Source organism: Armatimonadota bacterium (genome assembly GCA_013314775.1).
Taxonomy (GTDB): domain Bacteria; phylum Armatimonadota; class Zipacnadia; order Zipacnadales; family JABUFB01; genus JABUFB01.
In genome coordinates this window covers 266,476-291,876 of the sequence record JABUFB010000003.1, presented here as the reverse complement: position 1 = coordinate 291,876, position 25,401 = coordinate 266,476, and the positions used below count along the sequence as shown (strand labels likewise).

The window sequence follows — 25,401 nt, the reverse complement described above, 5'->3', positions numbered from 1 at the left end:
GGCCTACGCGGTTTTCAGGATTGCCGACCGGGACGACGCCGTCTGCGGGCGTGCGCCTTTTCACAAATTGCGTTCACATTCCAGCGCCATCGCGTTTCAGTGGACTTCACCGCGGGGGAAATTGTAGTATATTAGCCCGGTCCGACCGCACGTTCCCGAGGAGACTGAGCCTGTCATGGCGACCATCGATGCACACCGGGTTGACGCCGCTTTGTCGGCCCGGCGCGAGGACGTTACCGGCCTTCTGTGCGATCTCATTCGCATCCCGTCCATGCCCGGCAGTGAGGGCCCGGCGATGGAGTGCATGTTCGCAGCACTTCAGGATCTGGCGGATGTTGTGGAGTATGTGCCTGTCACCGAGGCGATCCGGCAGGACCCGGATTTCTCGTATCCGGTGGCCGGCATCAAGTACGGTGACCGTCCCTGCATCCGAGCCATCAAGAGGGGCGACGGAAGCGGTAAGTCCCTTCTCTTCAATACTCATCTGGATGTTGTGCCGCCGTCGTCCATGCACGAGAAGCCCTTCGAGCCGCAAGTGGTGGACGGCATCGTGTTCGGGCGCGGCGCATGTGACGCCAAAGGTCAGGCGGTCACGGCCTGGGCGCTCTTGCGGCTGCTCAAGGACCTGGACATCACGCCAGGCGGGGACATCACATTCCACTTCGTCATCGAGGAGGAAGTGGGCGGCAACGGCAGCGTTGCCATGGTGCGCACCGGTGACACTGCGGATGCGGCGATCGTGCTCGAACCGACGGAGTTCGTGATCCTGCCCCAGGTGCGCGGCGCCGTGTGGTTCGAGACCACCATATACGGCCAGTCGGGTCACAGCGGCAAGCCCGGCGGCACGGTGAGCGCCCTGCTGAAGTCGATCACCGCAATTCAGGCACTCACGGAATACCACGACCGCTGTATTGCCGAGTCCCGAGGAAAGTATCCCCTGTTCGACCAGTTCGAGAACCCGGCGCCGCTGACAATCGGGCAGCTGCAGGCCGGAGACTGGCCCGCTCAGGCACCCCAGAAGTCGGTGTTCAAGGGCGTCCTGGGCATCCTTCCCGACCGCACCAAGGAGCAGGTCATGGACGAAATGCGTCAGGCCTTGCGGGATGCCGGCGACCCGTGGCTTGCGGAGAACTTCGAGATGGAGTTCACATATCGTCATGACGCCAACGTAATCGATCCCGACCACCCACTGGTGCGGGGCCTGCAAGCCGCCTGCAATGCCTGCGGACGGGAGCCGAAGGTATCCGCGATGACCGCGTCCTGCGACGCGTGGCTGTACAACAACCAACTCAAGATCCCCACGGTGGTCTTCGGGCCGGGTTCGCTGGGCGTTGCGCATAGTAACCAGGAACAGATCGCCGTGGACGACATCTTGATGGCCGCCCATGTGCTCGGGTCATTCGTGAGCGACTGGTGCGGGGCAGTCCAGCACGGAGGTAATGCATGAAGAAGCAACGCTGCACCGTTTGTTTCGCCGATATAGGCAGGTTCAACGTGGCCACTCGCAACATGAACCTGGATGAAATTGTTTCGTTTCTGCAGGGGTTCTACGAGCGAGCTGGAAACGTACTCCTGTCCCACAATGGGCGCCTGGTGAAGTACGTGGGCGACGGCATCCTCATGATCTTCGACAGCGGCCGCGAGGAGATTGCGGTGCGGGCGATGTGGGCCCTGCGCCAGAGCTTCGCCGAATACGTGGCCGAACTGGGCGGAGACGCTACTGTGGCCCAGTTACGGGCAGGCGTGGCCACCGGCGAAGCTGCCGTGGGCCAAATGGGCCACCCGCAGATGCTGGCGTATGACGTGGTGGGGCGGCCGGTGATGGTTGCCGCGGGCCTGCTGCAGTGCGGGGGGATCACCATCGACCGGGCCACCCACGAGGCGGTTGCTGCATACGTCCAGGCCTGTAAGGTGGATTCCGCCGGCGAAGTACGGGGGTTCCAGGTCACCGCGCTACGGTAGGTTTTCCGTAGGACTCCGACCCAGACAGACACCCGAAAGGAGCCAATATGCTGGCCCTTGTGAAGACGCAGAAGGGGGAGGGCTTTCTGGAGCTGCGCGATGTCCCCGAGCCGACGATCAGCGACGAGGAAGTGCTGATTGAGATCATGGCGGCGGGCATCTGCGGCACGGATGTCCACGTAAAGCACGACACGTTTCCGTACTGGCCCCCTGTCATTCTCGGGCACGAGTTCTCGGGGAAAATCGTCCAGGTCGGTGACAAGGTGAAGGGCTGGCAGGTGGGCGACCGGGTGGTTGGCGAACCCCACACCCTCCACTGCGGGCAGTGTTACCTGTGCCGCCGAGGGCATGTCCAGAACTGCGCTGAGAAGCGGTCGCCGGGCTGGGGCATCGACGGGGCCTTCACGAAGTATCTCAAATACCCGCCGAAACTCCTGCATCGCATCCCGGACAGCATGAGCTTTGAGCAAGCGGCGCTGGTTGAGCCCGCGGCGAACACGGTCACGGACATCATCGAGCGCGGGGCCATTGAGGTGGGCGATTTCGTGGTGGTGCTCGGTCCCGGACCCATCGGGCTTCTGGCGGCGCAGGTTGCCAGGGCGGCGGGTGCGCGCGAAGTGATGATCGTCGGAGCACCGGCGGACGAGGAGCTTCGGTTAGCCACCGCGCGGAAGCTGGGCATCGACCACGTGGTCAATTTTGCGCTGGAAAACCCCCTGGACAAGTGCCGCGAACTTACTGACGGGCGCGGCGCCGATCTCGTGATCGAGTGTTCCGGCGCACCGCCGGCAATCGCGCAAAGCGTGGACCTGGTGCGCAAGTGGGGGAAGATCTGCGCCATCGGCCTCACCGGCAAGCGCCCGGTGCAGCTTGACTGGGACGCGGCGATGACCAAGGTCATCACCCTCTACTTCAACATGTCCACGGCCTACGCAAGCTGGGACAAGACCATCTGGCTGATGGCGTCGGGGCAGGTGCGAGTGGATGAGCTGATTACCCACAAACTGCCGCTGACTGAGTGGGAGCAGGCTTTCGAAGCCGTTGAGAGCATGGAGGCGCTGAAGGCGGTTCTTGTTCCGTAAACTCGGGCCGCAGGCTGAATCGCAAGTCCAATCACGCAAGGAGCATGACATGAGCGACGAGACGCTGGGCTTCGGGATCGTCGGTTGCGGGCTGATCTCGGACTTCCACGGGAACGCAATCACCGCTGCTGAGGGCGGGCAGGTCATCGCGGCGACGGACCTGGACGCGGATCGCCTCGGGCAGTTCTGCGCGAAGTTCAACTGCGAGGCCGCCGCAAGTTTCGAGGCCATGCTGGCTGACGACCGCATCGATGTGGTGAGCGTGTGCACACCCAATTCCATGCACGCCATGTTCGCAGTGCCGGCCATGGAGGCGGGCAAGCATGTTGTGGTCGAGAAGCCGCCAGACATGACGCTGGAGAAGGTGGACCAGATGATCGCTGCGCGAGACGCCAACGGCGTGCAGTGCGCGATTTCGCTGCAGGTGCGGTTCCGTAAGCCCATCGAAGCGATCAAAGCGGCCATCGATTCCGGGCGCTTCGGCAAGCTGCTCGAGGGCGACGCTTATATGAAGTGGTACCGGTCCACCGAGTACTACCTTTCCGCCGACTGGCGCAGCAAGCGGGATCAAGGCGCCGGGGTCACCATCCAGCACGCCTTCCATTATATCGACCTGCTGCACCACCTGCTGGGACCGGTGTCTGAAGTTGAGGCGCGAATGACCAATCTCGCACACCCTGAGGTGCAACTGGAAGACACCCTGAACGCCTTCCTGCGGTTCCGCAATGGCGCGCAAGGGATCGTCCAGGCCAGCACCGCTCTGTGGCCGGGGACGGACATCCGGATCGAGGTCAACGGTGAAGATGGCACGGCGATCATGCAGGGAGAGCGCGTGGTTACCTGGAAGTTCAGGCAAGAGCAACCGGGCGACGAAGACATGGTGCAGATCGGCGATCCGAACCAGTCCACAGCAGCCGGTGGCGCGGCGGACTTCGCCTTCACCGAGCACAAGTACATGGTGGAGGACATGATCAACGCCATCCGCACCGGCGGCAAGCCGCGAGTGACCCTGGAAAGCGCCCGGCATACGCTTGAGATAGCGCTTGCGATGTACGAAAGCGCCGACAAGGGCGTGCCGGTGACGCTGTAGGCGGACAGCAGACGGCGTCGGGCAGGGCGAAAGTGGAAAGCAGCGTCTGCGAGACGGGCGTCACAGCACCTGTCGACGGACAGCAAGAGACCCTTCGAAAAGCGCGGCACGAGCCCAACCCCGCACACGGCAGAGGCGGCTCGGGCCGTCGAACGGAGAAAGCAAACGGCGTCGCGGGTGCAGTGCACCTGCGGCGCCGTTCCGTGTTCTGTGCGCGATGATTGGGTCAGCCGTCGATGGTCAGCGCCCGCCTCTACTCCCCGCGTATCCAGTCGATCCGCGCCGTGCCCTCTGCGTTGCCGCCGGTTGGGTCCAGGCGGATGCTGGTGATGGTCCCCTTCCAAAGCTCATGTGTCCCCACGGGGACCGAATACTCGTGGAACTCGCCGTCCGGAACCGTATCGAACTTCAGGGACTTTGGCTCGTCCAGCGCCGGGGAATCCGCCGTAGTCCAGAATAGCTGCGCTCCCGCACCGGCTTCGGGAGGCAGCGCCATGCGGATGCGTACCTGCTTGACGCTCGACGCCGGGACCTCGCAGTTGCTGCGGATCAGGTAGGGGTCCGGGCCGGTCATGGTGGCCTCCAGAACTCCGGCCACGATCTTGAAAGGCGCCAGGTCGTTGGTCGGGCGCCAGCCGTCGTCGGTCTCGGTGAACTCGAACTTGAGCGACGTCGCCAGGGGTGCGGTGAAGCTGCCCGCGCGGAAGGTGGCGTTGATCAGCTCGACCTTGTGCTCGCCGGTGCCGGGCAGGCGGATCTCCAGCATGGCCGGGGCCTGGGAGTAACGCCAGGAGTTCTCGGGCTGGGTCTCAAACCCCGAAGTGTTTTCGGGTATGGTTACCCCATTCACACGCACCTGTCCGGGCTTGGTCACATTGCAGACCAGGGCATAACCGGTCTGCGGAGCCGGGAAGGCCACCCGGAAGGACACGGACCCCGCGGTGTGCTGGGCGTCGGTGACGCGACCCGTGGCGCTGATGCGGATGTGGTCGAAAGCCACTCGGGCCAGGGCCGTGTGCGGGGTTGGTTCGAGGCCCATGATCCGGTAGACGTTCTTGAGGATGAGGCGGGGCGCGAACACCCAGCCTGACTTGTTCTTCGTAATGGCGTGCATACTGTCGGGCCAGAGGGCCAGGTCCTTACCCTCGGTGGACTGCTGGTACATGGCACTGATGGTGATGCCCTCAGCAATGCGTTTCCAGTCCGCAGACTGGTCATACTCGGCCAGTTCCAGGATGGCGTAGGCGTACCGCAGGCCGTTCCATTGTACCGGGTTGCCAAACCAGCTCCACTGGTTCCACGATGCCCCAAAGACCGGGATCGATGCGTAGCGCAGGAACTCGAAGCCTTCCACGTCCCACAGGTAGACGAAGGGCAGGCCGGTCCACGCCCAGTAGACGGCTTTTTCCAGGTATTCCCGGTCGCCGGTGATACGGTAGCCTTCCAGGTAGGCCTCGCAGGCATCGGAGGAGGCGAGTATGTCGGGCGTGTGCACCGGCACTTCCCACACTTGAGCGGCGCGGGGCACCTCGAACTGGTTCATGAACGCCAGAGCCTTGAGGCCGGCGTCCCTTGCGGCCTTGTCCCCGGTGATTCGTGCGAAGCGCAGGATCGTCCACGCATTATGGGCGCAAGTGCCGATCTCCGCGGCGTTGTCCGGGCCGAGTTCGGCGTAGTCCATCCCCTTGAAAAGCCCGGCCGTCTCGACGCGGGCGCGGAAGCGCCAGGAGCCGTCAGGCAGCTGGGCGCGGATGAGTCCCGAGACTTCGCCGGCGAGGGCCGTCACGGAATTGGTGGCGCCGGCGAACTGCAGGCCGAGGTCATCGGCCTGTGGCGTGTACCCGCTCAGTTCCACGACCCGGTCATAGCGCTCCCGGACCTGCTCGCGTGTGGGGCCGGGCGGGCACAGATCCAGGCACATGCGCATGTCATACAGGTTCGCGCTGGACCAGGCGGCGTTGTGCCACATGGCGGGCCCACCCAGGGAGGGCCACCATTTCTCGGTCTCCTCGTCCCACAGGCTCGTGAGGTACGCGGCCATGGAGAAGCAAATCTCGTCGGTCCACGTCTTGCCGTGAGGGAGCGGGTTGGGTTTGGGCACGCCATGCTTGCCAATCCAGTCGCGGACCGCGATGAGGCTGGTCTCGCCCGGTCGATTGGCCAGCAAGGTGACGGTGGCGCCCAGTTGCATGACCTCGCCCGCAGCCAGTTCCAGCGGGGTGTGGGCAGTGCGCCGGTTGCGGTGGATGTACTCCGGCATGGAGGGCGCAAATACACCCATGAGAGTGCTTGCGCGGCCATTGAACCGATCGGGCGATGCGAAGGCGGCGCTGGGTCGATTGAGATCGCGCACATACGGGGCGAGATGATCCCAGCTCAGGGCGACCGTGGCATCCCCCGTCTGCGGCAAGGACAGTCGCGCGCACATCATGGGGAAGGTGATCATATGCGGGTGGGGCACGTAGCGCACCTGGTCCTCATGCCCGGCGACGATGTCGAGGGTGCTGGAGGAGTGTTCTCCCTCCACCAGCCACTCCAGGCCGGGGAAGATGGCGTCGAGGCGTCGCGTGCCGGCCGGCGCGCCCTCACCCGCATAGATCATGGGGCCATCCAGGGCAAGGACCTTCGCCGGACGGTCGCAGGTGGCGTGAAGCTGGAAGTCGATGTCGTCCGAGTTCGGGGAGAGCGTGACGGTCTGGGTGATGACCCAGTTCGCGCCATTGGCGTCCTGCAGCTTTGCGGCGAGTTCCAGACGGCGGTCCAGCATCTCGGGCGCCACGGCCGCGGGGCTGGGAATGTCCCGGATTTCGCTGGCATAGACAAGGTGCTCGATGGGCTTGCCATCAGGCGTCTCCACCACAAGACGGCTCATGCGCGGGATCATGGCCACGGTCTGCCAGCCGCCCGCCATCATGCGCTGGATGTGGCCGATCCCGTAGCCGAAGTCGGCTCTCGGAAAGCAGATCTTCACGCGGTCGTTGTAGATGGAGGCGGTGCCCTCCATGAGCAGCACGCCCCAGCCAGGTGGTGCTGTCTCCGGTTCAGAGAGTTCGGGACCCACCACCACCGTGCAGGATGTCCGGACGCCCGGAGTATTGTCGGCGTCGGCAACAGCGCGCAGAGGGGCTTCGGGTGTCTGTCGGTCCGAGGTCACGTTCCAGCGGACCTCGACCTCAGAGCCGGGGCGGATGAACTCCAGCCGCCGGCGGCGCTGGGCCGGGTCGGTAGAGAGCGGTACGCCCGGCCGCAGCTCGGCCCTGACATTGCGCACCATGGCGTGACCGGTGTTGCGCAGGGTCAGAATCGCCGTGGCGGGCCTGCCCGGGGTGAAGATGAAGGGGTCGGCGGTGAGATCGGCGATCTCGAGCACAGGCTCATAGCGGATACGCTCGCGCGCCGACAGTTCGCCGGCCTTGAGGAGCAGGCCCACTTCGCCGCGGTTGCCCCTCCTGCCCCGGACTTTCCACGCGATGTCCGCCGTCTGGTCGGGCGCGAGGTTCTGGACGGCGCGGTTCGGGCCGCCTTCGGCGCGCAGGCCCTCGGCCAATTCAATGGATGCCAGACCGATCCCCAGGAGTTCGTCTCCGGCGTTCTCCACGGTGGCTTTGATGGTGCAATGGTCGCCCTCGAGGCCGGGCGTCTCGACGATGCCCACTTTCTTGAAGCGCGGGATAGGCCCGACGCTTTCCACCCAGCGTACGTCGTCCAGAAGCAGCCTGCCCTGCTTGCCGCTGATGCGCGGGGAGATGTGGACCCACTTCACCTTGGGCTGGGAGGTGAAGTCGTACTTGAGCACGCCCTCATGCCACTGACCGTCGCCCACATGATTTTCGGGGACCTGATAGGTGGCCCGCTGAGACCCGGTGTTTTCGAAAGGATCGGCGCTCATGGGGATGACGTAGATGATGAGGGTACCCGGGCCACTACTGGAGTCCGCGCGGTACCAGAAACGGATGCCGCCTTTGAGTTGGGACAACATGGCGCCCTGCTTGCCGTCATTGGGCAACCAGCGCCGGTTCAGCCCGCACTCGCCGGGACTTCCCTCACGGTCCATGACCACAGCGTACCGCCCGGAGTGGGCGTCTTCCGCAACCTGCACATTGCCGAGGAACTCCCAGTCCACAGGTACGCCCTGCTGGTCCAGTTGCTCGAACCCGCCGTTGGTGACAGGGTTGTCCTGGGCAAGGAGGGGCAAGCCGGCGACGAAGAGCAGGCCAGCAAGGAGAATCGGTGTGCGCATGGTAGGCACCTCCAGGGGGAGACAGTTGGTTTCGGGGCGCTGCAGCTACTCGAGCGGGTCTTGGTCGCTCACAGGCTCTTGCCCGAACATGCTGCCCGGGTGTGCGAAGACCAGCCCGGTAGCGAGCATGACAGCGGCGAGGAGCATCCCGACGACGGACAGTATATCGCCGAAGTCGAGGCTGTCGGACCTCTGCGGGATGGCCAGGACGGCCGCCACTAGAAGAGCGCCGATGCCGATGAGTCTGCGGCCTTTGCGCTCGCGTCCACGTTTCGACTTGCTCAGGAACAGGAACGTGTACCCAGCCAGAATGAGCCAGATGAGAATCGTGATAGCATTGGTCATCGTCGCGCCTCGAAGGGTGCTGATTTGGATGTCTGGGCACCCCGACGCGGGTTCTGTGCGGGCCCCTCAGTCCCGCCCAGGACCGGCGTTTTCATCGGGTGTTGGATCGCCGGGAGCGTCCACAACGGCAGACTGCCCGTCGGCTTCATCCGGCGGCGTGCCGAAGGATGATCTCAGACCGCCCGCCGGGTATGACAGAATCAGCCCCGCGAGCAGGAAGACTCCCGCCAGGGCGATGAGAGTCCCGGCCAGCAAGACCGGGGGAGCGAGGGGACCTGTGGTGGGCAGCCCGGTGCTCACGGCCATGAGCAGGGCGCCGACGCCCACGAATACGCGCCCCACCTGCTCTCGCCGGCTGACGGCGCGAACAGCAAGCCAGAATCCGAACAATGCGCACGTGATCCAGGCCACGAGGCCCAGTAATGCTGGAGCGGGCAAAATGAACGCCCCCCTTGAAGGCGTACAGGCTCAGTACAGACAATTTATTCGCGATGAGTGTAACATTTCCTCCCGCGGCGGGAGAACCCGCGTCGCGTTCCGGAGGGCAGGATGATGACAGGACTGTGCTTTCAGATCGGCGGCCGTGGAGGCAGGATTGCTCTGCCGGCGGGGGCTTCGCAGGCCCTGGAGTTCGCGGCAGACCAGCTTTCGTACTACCTGGCGGTGGTCACCGGCACCCGGTATGCGCCCGGCGGAGAGACCGGCGAGTTCGCACTTGACCCTTCCCGCACAGACCTGGGGGAGAGCGGATATGAGATCGCGGTAGAGCCGGGCGGGGTCAGGCTTTCCGGAGCTGGCGACCTTGCGGTGCTCCATGCGGTGTACCACTTCCTGGAAGAGGGTGCCGGGTGCCGGTGGCTGTCGGTCTTCGAGGGCGGGGAGATCGTGCCCCGGCGAGAAGACCTGGCGGTTCCCTGCGGGGTCAGCCGGCACCGACCGGTTTTCCGTAACCGAGCTTTCACCAACTTCCCGGACATTGATGAGCGGACGGCAGAGATGGTGGACTGGATGTGCAAGAACCGGTTCGACCGGTTCATGATCTTCGCAAACGCCGAGAACTCCTTCCAACGGTACGAGAAGATCCTGCGCCCCCACCTGACACTGCGCGGGATGAAAGTGGAGATGGGGCACCACAGCTTCCGGTACTGGCTGCCGCCGGAAACGTACTTCGACGCCCACCCGGAGTGGTTCTCGCTGCTCGACGGCGAGCGCCGGCGGGATGCGCAGGTGTGCACCTCCAACCCGCGGGTGGCGGAGGTGATGGCGGAAAGGATCGGCGCGTTTCTCGACGAGAACCCGGAGATTGACCGAGTCGGCCTGTGGCCAAATGACTGCTACGGCTGGTGCCGGTGCACGGAATGCCAGACGCTGGAACCGCAGCGTCCAAGTCTTCTGTACCCGTCGGAACCGGCGCGGACAGACACGTACATCGCCTTCGTGAACCGGGTGGCAGGTCTGCTTGCCGAAACGCACCCGGACCGTAGGCTCAGCGCGCTGGCATATGTGAACTACGTGGAGCCGCCCAGCACCCAGGTGGCCGGGAATGTGGATGTGTGCTTCGCGGCGATGCACCGTTGCTTCAAGCACCCCTTCCAGGGTCACGCGGACTGCACCCGTAATAATGCCCGCTACGCGGCGCTTTTCGAGCAATGGCGAGGCAAGGTGCCGGGGCTGCTGACCATCTTCTGCTACCTCATGCAGATCGATATGTGCTCGGTTATCTACCCCATTGAACCCATGTTGGGGGGGAACTTCCGGTGGCTTGCCGAGCATGGATGCGACGGATATGTGATGGAGTTCAAACCCGAGGAATGGGGGCCTTACGGGGGCAATGCGCACCTCATCGCGCGGCTGTCGTGGGAGCCAGGGATGGATACGGAGCAATGGCTCGTGCGTTACTTCGCAGACAAGTACGGGCCCGCGGCGGAGGAGATGGGCCAGTTCCGGGCGAGCCTTGTGGAGCGGTTCGTTGAGCAGGGGCCATGCGTCTACCACTACGACCTGGGTTACACTCGGCGCGCTACCCCTGAACTTCTGCGGCCGGCCCTGGAGCATCTCGGGAGAGCCCGGGCGCTGGCGTCCATCGGGGAGATCCGGCACATCGAAGCGGTGGAGCGAGACCACGTAAGCGTCGGACTGCTGCTGCGGATGGGCGAGTGGCAACGGGTGCTGGAAGCTGCCCGGAGAGCGTCGGGCGACAAGCGGACGTCCCTGGTGGAGCGCGCCCAGAAATGCGCCGACGACTTGCTGGCCTGGGCTTGGAGGCATGAAAAAAGCGGCGCCGTATACCCGCCGTACCTGGAGAGGCGGGTGCGCACAATCATGGACGGCCTGTCGGCGTGAAGGACTGCGCCGCCGGGATCGCGAACCGTGGATGAACCACGCACGCAACGGAGGCATACCCATGCGCCTGACTGTAGTCGTGCTTACGCTGATTACGATCATGCCCGCCCTGCATGCCCAGGGGCCGCTGCTGGACCGGCTGCGGGTACATTCCACGGGACCGGTGACTGTCACCGTCCCTCTGGCCGACGCGCCGGAGGGATCGGTGTTCCTGGCGAATGACGGATCGTGGAAGAGCCTGCCGGTGGCCTACGAGGGTGGACGCGCCACGTTCTCGCTGCCCGATGAAGCCGCCGGGAACACCACGGTGATCCTGCGGGTGCCGCAGTGGCTGAACCTGAAGGACGCAGATGATCCGGTGATCGCTCGCCTGGAAGTGGACGGCGCGGATCTTGCGGTTGCGCCCGAGGTGGACCTGGGGAACCTGAGAGCAGCGCCCGGCGTGGTGAAAGTGGTGGTGGATGATGCCGGCAACCCGGTGGATGCGGGATCAGCGGCAGTTTCGCTCAACGGCGTCCCGCTGAGCCGGGAGCAGGTGCGGGTCTTGCCGCTGCCCGACACCCCCCACGCTCGGTTACTGGAGATCAGCCTGGGTGACCTGGAGCCGGAACGGTACACGCTGCGGTTGCGGGTGCCGGATGCTGCCGCGACGCCCCACTTCGCCGACCTCACCTTGCGCTTCAGTACCGCTCCGCTGGTGGTGGACGGGGGTTTCGAGAAGCTTACCGCCGAGGGCAATCCGGCGCACTGGATCACCGCGATGTGGTCGACGACCCCGGAGACGAAAGCGGAACTCAAGGTGGTTGAGGGCGGACATTCGGGGAAATACTGCGCGGAAATCAAGGGGATTGCCGGCGGGCTCAATCTCCTCTTCGGGCAAGAGGTCTTCCTGACCGGCGGCAGGACGTACAAGGTCAGCGGGTACTATAAGGCGGACACCCAGGGCGCATACACATCGCTGATTGCCGATGGAAAAGAGCAGAAAGAGCAGTATCTCAGTTCGCCGCGACTGGCACCGGTGGAGGACTGGACCCCCTTCGAGTGGCAGTTCAGCGTGAAGCCGGCGGAGAAGTTCACTCTCTACCTGCGCAACGGAGCGACGGGTTCTGTGTGGTGGGATGATGTGGTGCTGGAGGAGGTTGGTAAGGTACAATAGGCTCCGCTACCACAAACGGGGGGCAATACATGGCCCAGTATACGGCGGACGTCCTCAGCTTCTTCGAACTGATGGCGCGCAAGATGGCAGCAGAGGCCGATATGGCTGAGAAGTGGGTCCAAGATCGACATTGGCCCTCTGTTGGCATTTCCAGGGAAGCCACACTGCGGAGGTTCATCGCGAGCTATCTGCCGCAGCAGTGGAGGTGTGACACAGGCTTCGTGGTCGGTGTGAATGGGCGTGAACTCAGCAGGCAGTGCGATGTCATCATCCATGACCGGGCTTCCTATGCACCGCTGTATGTTGAAGACGACTTCGTTGTGGTGCGCCACGATGCTGTTGTCGCGGTTGTTGAGGTCAAGTCCAGGGTAAATGAGATGGTCTTCGGTGAGGCTCTGGACAACATCCGGGCCGCCAAGAGCCTCAACGATAGTATACGAGGCTTGGTCTTCGCGCTCAGCGGGCCCGAGAGGTTTGAAACCGTTGAGGATTGGCTGAGGCATGCGTCTGAGCAAGGCGTGCCGCCTCCCACGACAAGGAAGGTCAAGGACGATGCCACCGGAGAGGAGACGGAAGTGACCACCAAAGGCACGCCGCTCCCCGCGGAGCACCTGCCGGACTTCGTCCACTTTGCCAATGGTATGCAGGTCTGGCGGCCCGTGGTCGCCGGTCTCCCGCCGGACCTGGACCACACAAACCCAGCCTCACTCGGGGAGGCGCATCCCGCCCATCACGACACGCGTTCGGAGAGAACAGGGAACCAGAGCGAACAGGCCGCGGTTGAACTGTATGTTCGCAAGTTCACTGAGAGCAACTCTGGGGAGGCCCTGGCCTTCTTCTGGGACCAGCTTCTATCGTACTGTACATCGGGGGCGCAGCTTGGAATCCTCGAGTACCTCGGCCGGAAGCTACCGTCGGCAGAGGAAACGATTGCCTACAAGGCTACGGCAAAAGGAGGCTAACGCCATGGTGCAATCTGTTCCACCGAAGCTGCACTTTCAGAAGGCGGACCAGTTCGAGGACTTCCTCCGTGCTGCGGCCGGCAACGATGATGGTATCGGCAACGGACGACGAGTCGAGTTGCACGTCGAGGGCGGCACATACGCAAAGAAGCAGAACGGCATGACATGGGCGCAGCCCTTCACGCGCTTCGTGTGCGTTGCCTGGCGTCCCAGGGAGGGCGGCAGCGGCCCTTTTGACTTAGAAGAGGTCACGTGGACGATCTCCGTGGACGACAAAGAGGAAGAGTGGCTAGCCAAAATCAAGCAGGCTCTGGGAGCGCGTAATTTCGTTGTGGATGTGGTGCGTTAGGCGGTGTCGGCGCCCTGACCCTCTTCATACACCGCATCCAGCATGGCGGCGAGGTTCTGGGGTGGGGTGCGTGCCTGGATATTGTGGATAGCGTTGAACACGTAGCCGCCTGCTTCCCCGAAGATGCGACAGCGCTCGACCGCCTGCCGGGCCACTTCCTCCGGCGTGCCGTTGGGCAGCGTGCTCTGGGTGTTGACCCCGCCGCCCCAGAAGACCAGGCGGCCGCGGAACTGGTCGGCAAGCTCCTGCGCATCCATGTTCGCAGCGGTCACCTGCACGGGGTTGAAAATGTCGCAGCCCATCTCCACGAAAGTTTCCAGGATCGCTCGGTTCGACCCGCAGGAGTGATAGAAGGTCTTGGCGCTGGTGTGCTCGTGCACCCAGTCGTTGATCCGCTTGAACGCGGGGGCGAAGAGGTCGGCGAATAGTTCGGGGTGGAACAGCTCGCCCCTCTGAGTGCCGTAATCATGGCCGGAAATGAGCCAGGCCACACAGCGGTCGCCCACCGCCTGATGGTAACGCCGCGCGCTCTCGATGGCATTGTCGGCCTGTGCCTGGAGGACGTCGCGGCACCATTCGCGCTCGGTCGCAAGGGCGATCATCTGGTCGCCGAAGCTCAGGGGCAGACCGAGGCCACCGGCCCAGAACTCCCCAAGCAGCGCATAGTCGGTGGTGTCATACAGTTCGCGGCTGATGCGGGCGGCGAAGTCCAGTTCCTCATCGTCAAGGGGGCGCAGAGTGCGGGCGTACTCGGCCGGATCAGGCAGTGTGAGGCTGGCGCTCATGCCCGTGCCGCCGATCATGTCAAAGTAGTAGCCCTCGCGGGGCATGCGACCGGCGAAGGGACCTTGGGGATCGCCGAAGTTGCGAATGAGGATGTCTCCGCTGGGGTCGATGACGGGCTCGAAGCCCTGCGGGACCATCACCGGGGTGCCGTCCCACAGACGCCAGGGCTTCCAGGCATCCACCGCCAGTCCGAAGGCCGGGCGATACTGGGGCACGGGGGCCACGTCGATATGGAAGCGTTGGCGGAAGTCCTCTTCGACTTCCGCCAGCATCTGGAACATGTCATACACGCGCGGGGGCCGGTCTTCGAGGCCCGCGAAACGCCGGAGTTCCGCGTACGCGAAGACCGAGATACCGGTGACGCGTGAGCCGCCCACATCGATGGGGGTGCGATCCGGCCTGCGGTGGTTTATGGCGGCGAGAACTCGTTCCCGCGATGTCATCCGGCACTCCCTGACGGTCAGTGGTTGTGTCCGTCGCCCGCCCCTTCTCCGGACTGGAGATTGCTGAAAGCCCCGTCGCCGTGCTCTTCCTTGCCGTCCTCGAATCCCTCGTCCTCGAGACCTGGCAGCACTTCCTTGAACAGCTTCTCCGGGATCTGCGGCGCCTGGGTCACGGGCTCGGTATGACCGTCCGCGTACATAATGATGGCGGTCTTTCCGATATGGCGGAAGTCCAGGGCGTCGAGATTGGCCACAGAATTGCGGCCATATGCTTTGCTGTCAAAGAACAAGGGTGTCTTCGAGGCGTTGGCAATGGCTTCAGTAGACTGTTCGGGAAGCGCGGCGAAAAGAGAATAGCCCAAGGGTATGACGGGCAGCGGGTCCTTCGTCACGCTCGCGAGTTCCTCGCGCGAAGGCTTGGCCTCGGGGCAGACAAACTTGGCCGGGTTGTCGATGTAGTTCAGGGCATGCATGAGGTCGCACCAGTTTTCCGCCGGCGGGAAGGTGCCTGCCCAGTCGCCGCAATAAAGGCTGATGCTGGTGGTCATCTGCTTGAGATTTGCGGCGCATTCCTGCCTGGGTCCCTCGCGCAGGTCAGGGTATACGCCGAAAACCAGGAGGACGACGATGAAAGCGATGATGATCACGGAGGCGACGATTTCGGAAGTCTTCATCCTGCGTCTCACGAGAACCACTCCAATGTCAGGGCTGGAACCGGAGCGCGTCAGGGCGCGAAGGGGTTCCAGGTGCGCACGTTGTCCACCGACTGGACCGGCAGGCTCTTGACGTGTCCGTCCAGAAAGGCGAAATTGGCGCGTTCATTGTGCCGGGCCGCAATGCGACTCACCCGGTGGGACTGGTAGCTGGCGCCCATCGCGTCCTGGCGGGTGTCCATGTCGAAAAACTGGACGATGTCGCTGACCCGGGTGATGCTGGACATGGTCAGCACGAAGGGATAGGCGCCCCACGCGCTGTTGTAGGACAGCAGGTAGTTGATGCCGTAACTGTGCGGCTTACAGATGCTGTTGGCAGTGGCCCGTGGCTGATCATCGTCAGGACAGATCAGAATCTGGTCACTGTTCATGTACGGCTCCAGCAGGACGCACCAGGTAATTCCCTGGGTACCCGTCGACCTGGCCTGAGTGCGTGCCGGGACAAGAGTGCGGTCGTGGTCGTCGCTGTACATCTTCGCGGCCTTGTAAAGCTGGCTCAACCGGTTTACGCACGAGGCGTTCCGCGCGCCGGCCCGCGCCCGTGAGAAAACCGGGAACAGGATTGCGAAAAGCACAGCGAGGATGCCGATAACAACCAGCAACTCAATCAAGGTAAAACCATTTATCCCCCGCATTTGGTTCCCCCCGGAGCCCAAGGAGTGTGCGCGTCGATTCACGACGGCGCGGCTTACAGACAGTGTAATTCTCCGCCGTGGCGGGGTGTCCCTCTGCAGAGGAGAGAGTGAAGGCAGCGACTGGCTGCATCCCGGCGCGTCGTGCTGACGCGCTCTGCCCTTCGCTCCGTCGCGGCGACCGCAGTCGGTCGCTTCCCTTTGGATGATGGGGAGATGGCGAAGGCGGACGGCGGTCGCGGCACGTCACTGCAGTTGATCCTCGGAGGGCAGTAGCATCTGGTCATCAGCGTCGGGGGGGGGAGACGCTGGACACAAGGCCCCCGGCCTTCACCGGCTCACGCGGCCGGGAAGGAGCTGTCGCCCCCGCCGCGGGCCGGCGAGCAGCGGGTCTCCGCCTGCAGATGGCAATGCATAGGCCGGGGGGGATGGCTGCTGTGTCTCGGGCGCAGAATCCATCCTGCAATCGTGTAGCGGTGTGTTACAATGAATATCCCCGCGCGTTGAGGCGGAAAACTGCACCCATCGGAGGCAGGCATGAAGTTCGCGATCTGCAACGAAATCTTCTGGACGGAGGACAAAAGCAAGTGGACCCTGCGGCGCCAGTTCGAGGCCGCACGGTCCATGGGCTTTAGCGGGATAGAGATCTCCCCCTTCACTCTGAACTTCGACGCTCGACAGATCACCGACGAGCAGAAGCGGGAGATCGTCGATTGCGCGGGGGAGTTTGGTGTGGCAGTGGCGGGGATCCACTGGCTGCTGTCCCATACCGAAGGCTACCACGTTACCTCGCCGGACCCGGAGGTGCGCGAGCGCACCGCGCTATACATGGAGGACCTGGTGCGCCTGGGCATCGAGATCGGCGGGAGCATGATGGTGGTGGGGTCGCCGCTCCAGCGGGCGGTGAAGGATGGAGTGAGTTACGCGCAGGCCTGGGAGTGGTTTCGGGACTGCATGAAACGCTGCGGCGAAGTGGCGCTCGATGCCGACTTCAAAGTCTGTATTGAGCCCCTCGCGGTGGCGACCCAGAACAACTTCATCTACAAGGCCGACGAGGCGCGTAAGATGGCGCGAGAGATCAACCTGCCCACGGTGGGCGTGATCCTCGACACCTACAGCGGGTCGCAGGAAGAAGCGGACCTGCCACAGGAGATCCGCAATACCGCGGACCTCCTGTACCACTACCACTGCAATGACCTGAACAAACGGGCCCCGGGATGGGGCGATACGGATTTCGTGCCCATTATGAAGGCCCTGCTCGACATCGACTACCAGCGCTACTGCTCCATTGAGGTGTTCGATTTCTCGCTGGATGCTTACGAGCATTGCGAGAAGGGCCTGCGCACACTCGAGAGGGCGCTGGAACAGGCGAAAGCCGAGGCTTAGCAAGCAAACACAAACACTGGAGGACGGACGAAATGTCCCTTGGCAAGGCAATTCGGATCGAGCGCATCAGCAATCGGGCCAATGGTCGGGCGGTGCTGGTGCCCATGGACCACGGGGTGACGATGGGGCCGATTGAAGGTCTGATCGACATGCCCACCGCGGTGAACAATGCCGCTGTTGGCGGCGCGGACGCGGTGATCGGTCACGTAGGGCTGCCCGCGATGGGCCACCGGAGATACGGGCCGGACATCGGCCTGATCCTGCACCTTTCTGCCAGCACCGCTCTCGCCCCGGACCCGAACCGGAAGGTACTGGTGAGCAGCGTTGAGCGCGCCATCCGCTACGGTGCCGACGGGGTCTCCGTGCATGTGAATCTCGGCGCGGCGGATGAGAGTGAGATGCTGCGCGACCTGGGTCACGTTGCCACCACGTGCGAAGAATGGGGGATGCCGCTTCTGGCCATGGTTTACACGAGGGGGGCCAAGATCCAGAGCGAGTATGACGTCAAGGTGGTTGCCCACGCCGCGCGGGTTGCGGCGGAACTTGGCGCGGATATGGTGAAGGTCGCCTATACCGGCGATGTGGAGTCCTTCCGCACGGTGGTCGAGGGCTGCGGCGGGCACCGACCAGGCGGAATCAAGGTCCTCATCGCGGGTGGCGAGAAGATGGAGACCGACCGCGAGATCCTGGAGATGGTGGCCGGCTGCATTGAGGCGGGTGGCGCGGGCGTGTCCATCGGCCGCAACGCATTCCAGCATGCGCAGCCGGAGAAGATCGTAGCGGCAATCTGCGGCATCGTCCACAAAGACATGAGCGTGGACGAGGCCCTGGAGTTGCTGGGCGCATGAAGCAGGTCTGGGTGAAAGTCGACCCGTGGGACAAGGACCTGGTCTGCGCGGCTCTCGAGGCGGGCGCGGATGCGGTTGTGGTGCCCGAAGGGCGGTCGGAGGAGGTCCGACAACTGGGGCTTATCAAGACCGTGGCGGTCGACGGTGATCTGGTGCTGGGCCGGGACGTGATGGAGGTGGAGATCACTGGCAAGGCAGCCGAAGAGCTTGCCGCGGCGATGGGACAGGGAAGGCTGGTGATCGCGAAGACCACGGACTGGTCGGTGATCCCCTGGGAGAACCTGATCGCATCCGGGGCGCGGATCATCGCGCAGGTGGACTGCGCGGAGGACGCCTGCACCGCCGCGACCACCCTTGAGACCGGCACCGACGGCGTGCTGCTGGTGACTACCGACGCCTCGGAGATCAAGCGCGCGGTGTCGCTGCTCAAGAGCGAGGCCGAGCGCGTGCAACTGACGGAAGCCGAAGTGACCAGCGTGGTTCCGGTGGGCATGGGCGACCGAGTGTGCGTGGACACGTGCAGCAATATGGGCATCGGCGAGGGCATGCTGGTTGGCACCAGCAGCGCCGCCATGTTCCTGGTACACGCCGAAAGCGTGGAGAACCCGTATGTGGCCCCGAGGCCCTTCCGTGTCAACGCCGGACCGGTGCACGCATATGTTCAGGTGCCCGGCGAGAAGACCCGGTACCTGTCGGAGATCGCCAGCGGTGACCCGGCGCTCATTGTCCGGCATGATGGCACCACGCGGACGACAGTGGTCGGCAGGGCGAAGGTGGAGCGCAGACCGCTGCTGCTTGTAAAGGCGAAGGCCGGCGGGAGCGAAGTGTCTACGATCCTGCAGAATGCCGAGACGATCCGTCTGGTGACGCCCCAGGGCCAGCCCGTGAGTGTGGTGGAATTGCGGCCCGGCACCAAGGTGCTGGTGATGCTGGGCGAGGCGGGGCGGCATTTCGGGATGCAGATCCAGGAGACGATCCAGGAGAAGTAAGGGACGGTTCGTGAGATGCCGCACGGGGGACTTTCGGGTATGATCGCGGAAGTCCCCCGTGTGATTCCAGGGGTCGCTCGTGCAGTTCCACCAGGTCAAAGGCAAGACGGGTGAGCATTTCAGTCAACGGGGTGGCCATTCCGAGTCAACCGCGGGCCAGCCTGCCTGGCGTGCATTTGACGCCCGCGACGTTGCGGACTGGCCTGATCTGCCGGGTAGCGGGTGAGACAGTGTCGGTGGACAGCCGCGCCGCAGGGTATATTGGACAAATAAGTGGCGCAACGGCGTAAGGGGTGAGATGCATGGAAACTGCAAAGCTGCATATATCAGGAATGCACTGCGCGGCATGTGCGCGGAATGTTGAGAACGCTCTACGAAATGCAACCGGGGTCCATAAGGCATCGGTGAACTTCGCCGACGAATCGGCATCGGTGACCTTCAACCCGGAGGAGACAGGTCCCGACGACCTGGTCCAGGTTGTTGTGGACGCGGGTTACGGCGCGGCTCCCGAGGAGAGTCTGGACCGCCAGGCCGAGGCGCTGAAGCGGACGCGAGAGCAGGCCGTCCAGTTGATGCTGTTCATCTTCGGCGCGGTGATGTCCCTGGCGATCATGGGCCTGAGCATGTTCGCCGACTTCCCGGGACGCAACTGGGTGGTGCTGGCGCTGGCCACCGTGGTGCAGGGCGCGCTCGGGTGGCAGTTCTACGTGAACTCCCTGGCGGCGCTGCGGCGGCTCACCACGAACATGGATGTCCTCATTGCCCTGGGATCCTCAAGCGCCTACCTGTACAGCCTGTTCATGGTCCTGCACGGGGGCGGTGAGCATCTGTACTTCGACACTGCAGCGATGATCCTCACCTTCATCACCCTTGGGCGGTTCCTGGAGATCCGGTCCCGGGGGAAGACCTCGGAGGCCCTGGTGGCGCTGCTGGACCTTGCCCCGAAGACCGCGACGGTAATCCGCGAGGGCGAGGAGCTGACAGTGCCGGTGGCCGACTTGGAAGAGGGTGACGAGTTTCGGGTGCGCCCGGGGGAACAGATTGCCACAGACGGGGTAGTTGTCAGTGGCTCGTCGGCGGTGGATGAAGCGATCATCACGGGCGAGAGCGTGCCGGTTGCCAAGAGCGAGGGTGACGAGGTGATCGGGGCCAGCGTCAACCGCGAGGGGACCCTGGTGGTGCGCGCCACGAGGGTTGGACGGGACACGGCACTGCAGCAGATCGTGCGGCTGGTCAGGGATGCCCAGGGTTCGAAGCCGCCGATCCAGCGCCTGGCGGATAAGGTGTCATCCATCTTCGTGCCTTCCATCGTGGGGCTTGCGCTGGTGACCTTCCTGCTGTGGGGAGTGCTGGGACAGAGCGATGCGCCCTGGTCCCGGGCGCTGATCAATGCCACGGCGGTGCTGCTCATCGCCTGCCCGTGCGCCCTGGGTCTGGCGACGCCGACGGCGATCATGGTGGGTACGGGTCTGGGCGCGCGCCATGGGGTCCTCATCCGTGACGCGGCAGCAATCGAAGCCCTCGCGGCTGCGAAGACGATCCTGTTCGACAAGACCGGGACCCTCACCCGGGGCAAGCCGGAAGTGGTGCGAATTGCGCCGGCGGAGGGTATGGATGAGGATGAGGTGCTGCGAATTGCAGCGCGTGCGGAGCAGTCTTCGGAGCACCCGCTGGGCAGAGCGATTGTGGAAGCGTGGGAGGGGCAGCTTGCGCCGGTGGAAGAATTCGCGGCCATTCCCGGGCGCGGGGTGAAGTGCAAGGTCGACGGGAAGCCGGTACTCGTGGGTGCTCCGGCGCTGCTGGAGGCGGAAGGTCTCGACCTGGGGCCTTTCGCGGCGCTTCGACAGGAGTTGGCCGAGCAGGGCCAGACCATCTCGGCAGTTGCCGAGGGCGGCCGAGTCATCGGCCTTATCGGCCTGGCCGACAGCCTGCGTCCCGAGGCGGAAGAGGTGATCGCGCAGATCAAGAGCATGGGGATCGAGGTGGCCATGGTTACCGGCGATAGTGAGCAGACGGCGCAGGCGGTGGCAAGGCGCGTGGGGATCGAGCGTGTCTATGCAGGGGTTACCCCGGATCGCAAGGAAGAGACGGTTGCCCGAGAGATGGAGCGCACCGGCGGCGTTGTGGTAATGGTGGGTGACGGGATCAATGATGCCCCGGCGCTGGCTCGGGCCACGGTGGGGATTGCCATCGGGACCGGGGCGGATGTGGCCATGCAGGCGGGGCAGGTGACGCTGACCGGCGCGGACCTGAGAGGAGTGGTGCGAGCGCTTCGGCTGGGGAAGCTCACCTTGCGGCATGTGAAGCAGAATCTGGGCTTCGCCTTCGGCTACAATGTCGCCGCTGTGCCATTGGCGGCGCTGGGACATCTGAGTCCGGCAATTGCGGCTGGCGCGATGGCTGCTTCGTCGGTGTCGGTGGTGACCAATTCCCTCCGCCTGCGGGGCGCGTCATTGGATTGAGGCGCCTTTTCAGCGCACGGCACCGTGGAGTCCTGCGTGGCCCGCAAACGACAGTCGGTCAGGGGAGGACTATCGTGATCGTAGCAAGCTTCAACGTCAATGGGATCCGGGCGCGGTTGGATATCCTGCTTGACTGGCTGGCGACAGCGAAGCCCGACGTGGTCTGCCTGCAGGAAACGAAGGTGCAGGACGCCGACTTCCCCGCGGCGCCGCTGAATGAAGCGGGGTACCGGGTGGCCTGTCACGGGCAGAAGTCTTACAACGGGGTGGCGATTCTCTCCCGAGAGGCGCTGGAAGATGTACGGTTCGGGTTCAGCGACGGCAGCCATCGGGATGATGCTCGGCTCATTACGGCTCGGGTCGGGGAGGTCGCGATCATCAATACATACGTCCCCCAGGGGCAGGCAGTGGGTTCGGAGAAGTTTGCGTACAAGCTGGACTGGCTGCGCACGCTGCGGCGCGAACTGGATGGGCGCTGGAAGCCCGATGAGCCGGTGGTGTGGGTTGGCGACCTGAACGTGGCCAGGGATGACCGGGATGTGTACGACCCGGAAGCGCTGCGGGGAGAGGTCTGTTTTCATCCCGATGAGCAGGAAGCGCTGAACTTCGTGATGCAGTGGGGTATGGAGGACGTCTTCCGGCGGCATGTGGAGGAGGGCGGACATTTCAGCTTCTTCGACTATCGCATCCCGAACGGGTTCAAGCGCCGGATGGGCTGGCGGGTGGATCACGTGATGGCGAGCCCGGTGATGGCTGAGAGATCAACGCGAGCGTGGATCGATCTTGAGCCGAGGGCGCGGGAAAAGCCGTCCGATCACACGCCGATCTGTGCGGAGTTTGAGGAGTGAAACGGGGGCCTCACCCCCGGCGCGTCGTGAGCGACGCGCTTCCCCCTCTCCTTCGCAGACGGCGCTCAGGATGAGGGGGGACGACAGAGGCGAGGGCCGGGCCGGATGGGGCCCCTCCGGAAGGCGAAGGCGGACGACCGGGCACCGGCCATGGGGGATGGGCCGCTCAGCAGCAGGATTCGAGGGCTTTCTTCAGCTTGCCGATCCGTTTCTTGTCGCGGATCTCGTCCAGCAGGTCGATCATCTTCCCGTGGAGTTCGGCGCGGTCCTGCGCACACAGAGCGACGCCGGCATGGGCGGCCTCGTCGGATAGTGGGTTACCTCGCGCCTTTTCAAGATGATCGCGCATGACGTCGCGGTCGTGCACCTCGCCCATGATCTCCTGAAGTCTCGCGATGGGCTTGTACGCTCCCTGCGCCCGTGAATCGAGCAGCGGCAGACACAGTTCGAGAGCATAGCGTGCCTTCTTGAGGGCAATCCTCATGCGGTGCAATTCCGCCTGGTTCTCGATGGCCCGCGCCTCAGCTTCCAGGGCGAAAGCCTCGTCGATACGCCGCAAGATGGTCGCGCGGCACATGTCCACGAAGGGCATCTTCCACACGTCTGCCCGCTTCCTGCTGCGGTCCCGGGTGAGTTCGGCAAAGTCTTCCTCCAGATATGGCAGGGTCTCGTCGAGGACCGGAAGCAGCTTCTCGTTGGCTTCGGCGCGTCGCTGTGCCAACTGGTCGATGAGGGGCTGCAAGCCATCGAGGAGCCCCTCCTGGCGCTCACCCAACGCTTCGAGTTGCAGGCCCATCACATCGAACTCGCGCACTTTGCCCAGGGCGTCATTGAGGGCTGCCATGTGGGAGAGGTGACGGTCCATGCGGGTGCGGCCAAATGCGGGACGGAAAACGCGGGCTGCTTCACGCAGGCGTTTTGTGGCCACGCGCATGTCGTGGACGCCCTCGATGTCGGACTTGCGCACGGCCTTTTCGTGCTTGAGGATTTCCTTCACGCGTGGCGGGAAGAGGATCCGCATGGCTTCAGCGACGGTGGTCGTCGGTTTGAGGGTCTCGGGCTTTGCCTTTGGCATGGCGCATACCCCCGGGGCCTTCGGGAATCGAGAACACGCATGCCCGGCCGTTTCAGCCGGGCACACAGTCAGCACGGGTGCGGATCGTACAGCGGAAGATGACCTGCGCCTTGAGGACTATTATGGGGATAACACTTTCTTAATACAACAGGAACTTTTTGTGAACAAAAAGACACATATTGCCGGTTGAATGGGGAGAGTAACGAAATCGGGGAGCCTCCAGGCATGGAAGCTCCCCATCAGGCGCGTCCGTCGGGGCGTTACAGCTCCACGTAGTTGATGCCCAGGAGTTCGGCCAGCTTCGCGACGTGGGCCAGGTGCTCGCCGGGTGACATGGCCAGGTGGTGCGAGCCGCCTTCGTGCGCGTAAGCATCCAGGAACTCGGGCATGGATTCGTCGGGGCGGAAGCGGCCATGGGGGGTGTCGAACTCCGGCTTGTAGAAATCCAAGATCTCGCCCTCGAAGGCAATGAGCTTGGGCATGCCACCTTCACCAATGGTGAGATTGGCCATGGTAACCGGGCCGGGTTGGAAACCGAAGGCAAGGGATGTGGAGACCCCGCCGGAGCCCACCCACCCCTCGCGTCGGCAGAGCCTTGGGCGCATATCCTTGCGCGCCATGCGCGGGTTTGCTTCGGCGTAGTGGGCGAGGTAGATGGAGTCGCCTTCAAAGTCCATGGTGAACATTTCCGAGAAGGAGGCCTGCCCGCACAGGTGCTGCATAGCGACCACGGCGGAGGCAGACGTCACATCGCCCTCGCCGCCGAACCCGTAGCCTTCGGCCAGGAGCTTGCTCGCGGCGGCAAAGGGTAGAGCGCCGAACCTGGGATCGGCCGCGAGGGCCTCATAGTGGATGGCGACACCGTCGAGGCCGAGTTCGTCGAAGACTTTGCGCATGGCCCACTCGATGCGGGCAGATGCGAGATGCTCTTCGTCGGTGATTCCGGGGGCGATGTCGAAACGCTCCCTGTCCTCGCGGACGATTTCCTCCAGGGCGCTGAGCGGGGCCTGATCCTGGGCTTCGGCGAGGGCGTCCAGGCGCACACGGACCACGTGCGGGCCGACGAGAGCCATGAACTGGGTCTCGTCCACGCCGAAGTCGCCCATATCCTGGAAGGCGAACCCGACCTGGCCGATACGGGCCTTGCGCAGGGCGCGCCGGGCTTTTGCGGCGCGGGCCCAGCCGGCGACTTCGGCCAGGGTGACGGGGTCTTCGAAGTGCCCGGTGACCACGGCGTACTGCCTGCCCACGCGGTTGAGGGTATTCGCCAGGTCCTGGACGCCGTGCATGCCGTGATTCTCGATGACCTGGGTGTAGCTGAAATCGGGGCCAATGCCCTTGAGTTTCTGGGTGTTCCACATGACCACAGGGCCGGACCAGCGGAGCAAATCGGGCAGAGCGATGAGGCTGGGGGCGTAGGACAGGTGCAGGGTGATGACCAGGTCTACGTCCTCGGCGATGAACTCATCCACCGCCGCCGCAACGCCTTCGCGGGTATTCTGGATCCCCGCGTAGGTAACCTCGCCCATGCCCTCGAGCCGGGGGATCAGCTCCTCGCGGGCGAATTGCTCCTGCTTCGGGCGCAGGTCAGGCGCCGCCTTGTCGTACAGCTCCAACATAAGTCCGAGGACGCCAATGCGTGGGGCGGCGTGGTCAATCACGGGAGACCCTCCGGGGGTATGGATTGTGG

At 64.0% G+C, this 25,401-nt stretch carries 21 protein-coding genes; 13 read left to right on the top strand and 8 right to left on the bottom strand.

What is annotated here, in order from left to right; all coding sequences use genetic code 11:
- The first annotated feature begins 175 nt into the window (after positions 1 to 175).
- The 4 genes from HPY44_03975 to HPY44_03960 are packed head-to-tail and all read left to right on the top strand — an operon-like array spanning position 176 to position 4,134.
- Positions 176 to 1,447 (top strand): M20/M25/M40 family metallo-hydrolase, encoded by a 1,272-nt coding sequence (locus HPY44_03975; GenBank protein NSW55149.1) that lies wholly within the window; start codon positions 176 to 178, stop codon positions 1,445 to 1,447.
- On the top strand, positions 1,444 to 1,962 hold the full coding sequence (locus tag HPY44_03970) for an adenylate/guanylate cyclase domain-containing protein (protein ID NSW55148.1): 519 nt from the start codon (positions 1,444 to 1,446) through the stop codon (positions 1,960 to 1,962). Before HPY44_03975 ends, HPY44_03970 begins: the two co-directional genes overlap by 4 nt.
- Before the next feature lie 47 nt (positions 1,963 to 2,009).
- Positions 2,010 to 3,044, top strand: coding sequence for an alcohol dehydrogenase catalytic domain-containing protein (locus HPY44_03965; protein ID NSW55147.1), 1,035 nt, complete (start codon positions 2,010 to 2,012; stop codon positions 3,042 to 3,044).
- A gap of 49 nt (positions 3,045 to 3,093) precedes the next feature.
- Positions 3,094 to 4,134 carry a Gfo/Idh/MocA family oxidoreductase gene (locus HPY44_03960; GenBank protein NSW55146.1) on the top strand — a complete coding sequence of 347 codons (1,041 nt, stop codon included), beginning with the start codon at positions 3,094 to 3,096 and terminating at the stop codon, positions 4,132 to 4,134.
- Positions 4,135 to 4,387: 253 nt separating this feature from the next.
- On the opposite strand, the gene HPY44_03955 is transcribed toward HPY44_03960, so the two are convergent.
- The 3 genes from HPY44_03955 to HPY44_03945 all read right to left on the bottom strand — a co-directional run bounded on the left by HPY44_03955 (position 4,388) and on the right by HPY44_03945 (position 9,157).
- The gene (locus HPY44_03955) at positions 4,388 to 8,374 is read right to left on the bottom strand and encodes a hypothetical protein (GenBank protein NSW55145.1); all 3,987 of its coding nucleotides are present in this window, start codon (positions 8,372 to 8,374) and stop codon (positions 4,388 to 4,390) included.
- 45 nt (positions 8,375 to 8,419) lie between these two features.
- A complete protein-coding gene (locus HPY44_03950; GenBank protein ID NSW55144.1) occupies positions 8,420 to 8,719 on the bottom strand; it encodes a hypothetical protein in 300 nt (99 codons plus the stop codon).
- A gap of 66 nt (positions 8,720 to 8,785) precedes the next feature.
- Positions 8,786 to 9,157 (bottom strand): hypothetical protein, encoded by a 372-nt coding sequence (locus tag HPY44_03945; GenBank protein NSW55143.1) that lies wholly within the window; start codon positions 9,155 to 9,157, stop codon positions 8,786 to 8,788.
- 111 nt (positions 9,158 to 9,268) lie between these two features.
- On the opposite strand from HPY44_03945, the gene HPY44_03940 reads away from it, so the two are divergent.
- The 4 genes from HPY44_03940 (at position 9,269) to HPY44_03925 (ending at position 13,529) form a co-directional block, all read left to right on the top strand.
- Positions 9,269 to 11,062 (top strand): DUF4838 domain-containing protein, encoded by a 1,794-nt coding sequence (locus HPY44_03940; GenBank protein ID NSW55142.1) that lies wholly within the window; start codon positions 9,269 to 9,271, stop codon positions 11,060 to 11,062.
- A gap of 61 nt (positions 11,063 to 11,123) precedes the next feature.
- Positions 11,124 to 12,218 carry a hypothetical protein gene (locus HPY44_03935; protein ID NSW55141.1) on the top strand — a complete coding sequence of 365 codons (1,095 nt, stop codon included), beginning with the start codon at positions 11,124 to 11,126 and terminating at the stop codon, positions 12,216 to 12,218.
- 83 nt (positions 12,219 to 12,301) lie between these two features.
- Entirely contained in the window at positions 12,302 to 13,180 is an 879-nt protein-coding gene (locus HPY44_03930) for a hypothetical protein (GenBank protein NSW55140.1), read from the top strand.
- A 4-nt stretch (positions 13,181 to 13,184) separates the two neighbouring features.
- Positions 13,185 to 13,529: a hypothetical protein gene (locus HPY44_03925; protein ID NSW55139.1), complete on the top strand. Its 345-nt coding sequence runs from the start codon at positions 13,185 to 13,187 to the stop codon at positions 13,527 to 13,529.
- Here the strand turns inward: HPY44_03925 and HPY44_03920 are convergent.
- Genes HPY44_03920 through HPY44_03910 form a run of 3 tightly spaced genes read right to left on the bottom strand, consistent with a single transcriptional unit; the run spans position 13,526 to position 16,106 of the window.
- Entirely contained in the window at positions 13,526 to 14,758 is a 1,233-nt protein-coding gene (locus HPY44_03920) for a hypothetical protein (protein ID NSW55138.1), read from the bottom strand. The genes HPY44_03925 and HPY44_03920 overlap by 4 nt on opposite strands.
- A gap of 17 nt (positions 14,759 to 14,775) precedes the next feature.
- Complete coding sequence (locus HPY44_03915; protein NSW55137.1) at positions 14,776 to 15,444, bottom strand: hypothetical protein; 669 nt, start codon at positions 15,442 to 15,444, stop codon at positions 14,776 to 14,778.
- Between the two features lie 38 nt (positions 15,445 to 15,482).
- On the bottom strand, positions 15,483 to 16,106 hold the full coding sequence (locus HPY44_03910; GenBank protein ID NSW55136.1) for a prepilin-type N-terminal cleavage/methylation domain-containing protein: 624 nt from the start codon (positions 16,104 to 16,106) through the stop codon (positions 15,483 to 15,485).
- A 534-nt stretch (positions 16,107 to 16,640) separates the two neighbouring features.
- Between HPY44_03910 and HPY44_03905 the strand changes: the two genes are divergently transcribed.
- The 5 genes from HPY44_03905 (at position 16,641) to xth (ending at position 22,636) form a co-directional block, all read left to right on the top strand.
- Complete coding sequence (locus HPY44_03905; GenBank protein ID NSW55135.1) at positions 16,641 to 17,489, top strand: sugar phosphate isomerase/epimerase; 849 nt, start codon at positions 16,641 to 16,643, stop codon at positions 17,487 to 17,489.
- Between the two features lie 32 nt (positions 17,490 to 17,521).
- Positions 17,522 to 18,337: a class I fructose-bisphosphate aldolase family protein gene (locus HPY44_03900; protein ID NSW55134.1), complete on the top strand. Its 816-nt coding sequence runs from the start codon at positions 17,522 to 17,524 to the stop codon at positions 18,335 to 18,337.
- Entirely contained in the window at positions 18,334 to 19,326 is a 993-nt protein-coding gene (locus HPY44_03895) for a 3-dehydroquinate synthase II (protein NSW55133.1), read from the top strand. Before HPY44_03900 ends, HPY44_03895 begins: the two co-directional genes overlap by 4 nt.
- A gap of 302 nt (positions 19,327 to 19,628) precedes the next feature.
- Positions 19,629 to 21,788 (top strand): copper-translocating P-type ATPase, encoded by a 2,160-nt coding sequence (locus HPY44_03890; GenBank protein NSW55132.1) that lies wholly within the window; start codon positions 19,629 to 19,631, stop codon positions 21,786 to 21,788.
- A 74-nt stretch (positions 21,789 to 21,862) separates the two neighbouring features.
- Positions 21,863 to 22,636, top strand: a complete 774-nt coding sequence (gene xth / locus HPY44_03885; protein ID NSW55131.1) for an exodeoxyribonuclease III — start codon at positions 21,863 to 21,865, stop codon at positions 22,634 to 22,636.
- Between the two features lie 166 nt (positions 22,637 to 22,802).
- Here xth and HPY44_03880 read toward each other — a convergent pair whose 3' ends face one another.
- Positions 22,803 to 23,711 carry a CHAD domain-containing protein gene (locus tag HPY44_03880; protein NSW55130.1) on the bottom strand — a complete coding sequence of 303 codons (909 nt, stop codon included), beginning with the start codon at positions 23,709 to 23,711 and terminating at the stop codon, positions 22,803 to 22,805.
- Positions 23,712 to 23,971: 260 nt separating this feature from the next.
- Complete coding sequence (locus tag HPY44_03875) at positions 23,972 to 25,372, bottom strand: hypothetical protein (GenBank protein ID NSW55129.1); 1,401 nt, start codon at positions 25,370 to 25,372, stop codon at positions 23,972 to 23,974.
- Positions 25,373 to 25,401: the final 29 nt, after the last annotated feature.